This window comes from Stenotrophomonas sp. 2YAF22, assembly GCF_052114665.1.
Classification (GTDB): Bacteria; Pseudomonadota; Gammaproteobacteria; order Xanthomonadales; family Xanthomonadaceae; genus Stenotrophomonas; species Stenotrophomonas indicatrix.
Map to the genome: position 1 here is coordinate 1 of NZ_JBFRFE010000479.1, position 3,415 is coordinate 3,415.

The following is a 3,415-nucleotide window of genomic DNA, read 5'->3' on the forward strand; positions in this document are numbered from 1 at the left end:
GCCGCGATGCAGTGCATAGGCACCCACCTCGCCCTGCTTGTTCATGGCAAGGAAGCAGACCTGCAGCGTGCGGCTGGCTTCGGGGCGCTTGCGTACCACCCGGTCGATCGCTTCGCGGCAGGCCTGTGCCGGCGAACGGCCCTGGCGCATCAGCTCGACCACCAGGAACGAAGCCGCGTTGCGGATCATTTCTTCGCCCACACCCGAGGCGGTGGCCGCGCCCACTTCGTTGTCCACGTAAAGGCCGGCGCCGATGATCGGGCTGTCGCCGACCCGGCCGTGCAGTTTCCAGGCCATGCCGCTGGTGGTGCAGGCACCGGCCAGGTTGCCCTTGGCGTCCAGTGCCAGCATGCCGATGGTGTCGTGGTTGTCGCTGTTGCCGGGAAGACCGCGGCGCTCGGCATTGATCTGCGGCGCGTACTTTTCGGTCTTCAGCCACTCACGCCAGGCCGCTTCGGCCTTCGGCGTCAGCAGGTGCTGGCGCTGGAAGCCCTGCTGCACGGCGAACTGCTGGGCGCCCTCGCCCACCAGCAGCACATGCGGGCTGTTCTCCATCACCCTGCGGGCCACCGACACCGGGTGCAGGATGTCGACCAGCGCAGCAACCGCGCCACAGCGGCCGTCACCATCCATGATGCTGGCGTCCAGGCTCAGCACGCCGTCGCGGTCCGGGTTGCCACAATGGCCGACGGTGGGATTGCACAGCTCGCTTTCGGCCCAGCGTGCACCGGCTTCCACCGCATCCAGCGCACTGCCGCCCTGCGCCAGCACCTTCCACGCGGCCTGGTTGGCCGGTACGCCGAAGTCCCAGGTCGAGACCACCTTGGCGCCGCCGTGCGTCCTCGCCTTCACCACCGGCAACGCTGCCACGCCTGCGGCCAGTGCACCGGCCTGCAAAAACTGCCTGCGATCCACCATCTTCGCCTCCGTCTGCATGCTGCGCCCGCCGGCCCGATGCCGGCAGCGCCGATCAATCGTGCGCGGGGGTCCGCGCTGCGTGCCAAGCTGCCGCACCGAGCACACCCAGCTGGCCATGTTCGACCCGCCATACCGGCACCTGGCGCAGCACGTCGGTCAGCACCCCCTTGTTGAGGAAGCGCTCACGGAAACGGCCGTCGGCCAGGAAGTCCTGCACATGGGTGGAAATGCCGCCGGCCAGGTACACCGAGCGCGCGCCCACGGCGATCGCCGCGTCGCCGGCCAGGCTGCCCAGCCAGGCGCAGAACACCTGCAGGGTTTCCACTGCCAGCGCGTCGTCGCCCTGCCGCGCAGCCGCGATCAGCGCTTCGGTGCTGGTCCATTGCGGAGCCACGCCGCGCAGTTCGCACAGGCAGGGATAGAGGTTCATCAGGCCGCTGCCGGACAGCACGCGTTCGTTGTCCACATGCGGCCAGCGCTGCAGCAGCTGGCCCAGCACATGCAGTTCCAGCGCATTGCCGGCACCCAACGCAGCGTGGCCGATCTCGCTGGCCAGCACCGGGCGCTCGCCATCGGCGAAGCGCAACGCGGCGCCCAGGCCGGTGCCCGGCCCCAGCACCAGCGCCGGGAAGGTCTTGGCCGGATCGGCATCGCCATTCAGCGGCACCAGCGTGTCGGCCTGCAGGTAGGGAATGGCCAGCGCCACTGCTTCGAAATCATTGATCAACTGCAGGTCGGGCAGGCCCGACTCGCGGCGTGTTGCCGACAGCGACACCGTCCACGGCAGATTGGCATTGATCAGGGTATCGCCGTCGAGCAGGCCGGCGATGGCGACCACCGCACTGGCCATCGGCTGGCCGAGACTGGCGGTGAAATCGGCCAGGATCGCCGCCAGGCTGGGGTGGTCGGCGCAGGCGTAGGTGCGGTAGCTGCCCAGCCGCGGCGCCTGCCCCGGCAGGGTCTCAGCCAACGCAAGACGGGCGAAGGTACCGCCGACATCGGCGACGACCAGGCTGCGGGGGACGCCGCTGCGGGCGGACTCGGATGGCGCCGGGGACACTGCTGCAACGTTCACGCTGGCCTGCTTGGATCGATTGAATCGTGCCGATTCTCAGGCATTGGACGGCCTTTGCCTAGCGCGGCGACAGCGCCGCCCGGGGTCACATGCCTTCCTGCTCGGCCACCTGCACGCCGTCCACCAGCACCCGCAGGCGCTGCGGGCGGAACCCGGCGAACAGCAGCGGCCGGGTCCGCTCCACCAGCACTTCATGGCCGGCGATATGGCGCTGCCACGACTGTACCAGCGAGAACGAGAAGTGCGTGCCCGGATGCAGCGGGTGCTGCACCCACACCTTCTCGCTGGCGCTCTGCAGCATCATCGCGCCGGTGAACCAGTGCCGGCTGAGGGTGACCGGCGTGGTGCCGGCCATGAAGCGGATATCCATGCTGCGTCCTTTCGTGATGGAAGCTGGTGATGGCAGCCCGGCCCGCGCTCAGGGCTGCGCGGTCTGCAGGCTGTAGCTGGTGCTGGCGGTGAACACCGCACCATCGGGCTGGGTGGAGCGCACTTCGACCTTGTGGCTGCCCACGGCCAGGTCGGTCGGCAACGCGCCACGCCACAGGTGCGGCGAGGCGGTGGCTTCCGGCGAGCGGTCGTAACCGCGCAGCGTGGAAGCCAGGTCGTCGGCCACGTTCTCCACCAGCAGGCGCGGATCAGGCTGGCTGACCTGCTTCATCGGCTGCCAGGCGCCGCCATCGACGCGGTACTCGACCACGCTGGCGTCCTCGCCCATGTACACGTTGGCATAGATGCCCCACGCCGGGTACGCGCCCTTGCGCAGCACCTTCGGTGCATGCAGGCCGATCTGCTCGCTGGCGGCCGCACCGGCCACCCGGTACTGCAGGCGATAGCTGCCGTTGCCGGCCACGTCCAGCAACGCATAGCCCTTCGGCGTGCCGTCGCTCATGGTGCTGTCCGGTACGCCGGCGGCATTCTTCACGCCCGACCAGAACGCACCGCAGTTGGCACCGACGTTGTACTCGTGCAGCGGCCTGGCGCCCTGCCAGCCGTCAGCCTTGCCGTGGTAGACGTGCTGCTGGGTGTGGCTGTGGCCACTGAGCACCAGCACGTTGCGGAAGTCCTTCAGCAGGTCGAACAGGCGCTGGCGGTCGGCATGGCGGAAGGTCTCGCGCCCCGGTGCCGCATCGAACAGCGGGATGTGCATGCCCAGCACCAGCAGACGGTCCTTGTGCAGGCCCTTCAGGTAGGCAGCGAGGAACGCGAACTGATCCTCGCGCAGGCCACCCACATACCTGGGCTTGGCGTTGGGGTCGTACACCACGTCGTCGAGGAACACGAAACTGGCGCCCCCCTCTTCCACTGCGTAGGTGTCGGGGCCGTAGATGTTGCGCCAGCTGTCCAGCGAATGCGCATCATTGGCCGCGTCGACATCCAGGTCGTGGTTGCCGGGTACGTGGAACCACGGCACGCCGAGTT

At 68.8% G+C, this 3,415-nt stretch carries 4 protein-coding genes; all 4 read right to left on the reverse strand.

Translation table 11 applies throughout. From position 1 onward, the window contains the following. A partial coding sequence (locus AB4Y84_RS16790; RefSeq protein WP_442250485.1) for a N(4)-(beta-N-acetylglucosaminyl)-L-asparaginase occupies window positions 1-918 on the reverse strand: 918 nt, incomplete at its 3' end. Window positions 919-970: 52 nt separating this feature from the next. Beyond that, window positions 971-1,993, reverse strand: a complete 1,023-nt coding sequence (locus tag AB4Y84_RS16795) for a glucokinase (RefSeq protein ID WP_032975527.1) — start codon at window positions 1,991-1,993, stop codon at window positions 971-973. Between the two features lie 85 nt (window positions 1,994-2,078). Then, the gene (locus AB4Y84_RS16800; RefSeq protein WP_025874818.1) at window positions 2,079-2,363 is read right to left on the reverse strand and encodes a hypothetical protein; all 285 of its coding nucleotides are present in this window, start codon (window positions 2,361-2,363) and stop codon (window positions 2,079-2,081) included. Between the two features lie 48 nt (window positions 2,364-2,411). Then, window positions 2,412-3,415, reverse strand: a 1,004-nt coding sequence (locus AB4Y84_RS16805) for a calcineurin-like phosphoesterase C-terminal domain-containing protein (protein WP_442250486.1), incomplete at its 5' end; no start/stop codon positions are given.

Bases quoted from the DNA above. Each gene is read 5' to 3' on its own strand.
- AB4Y84_RS16800 (WP_025874818.1), bottom strand. From the start codon at position 2,363: ATGGATATCCGCTTCATGGCCGGCACCACGCCGGTCACCCTCAGCCGG.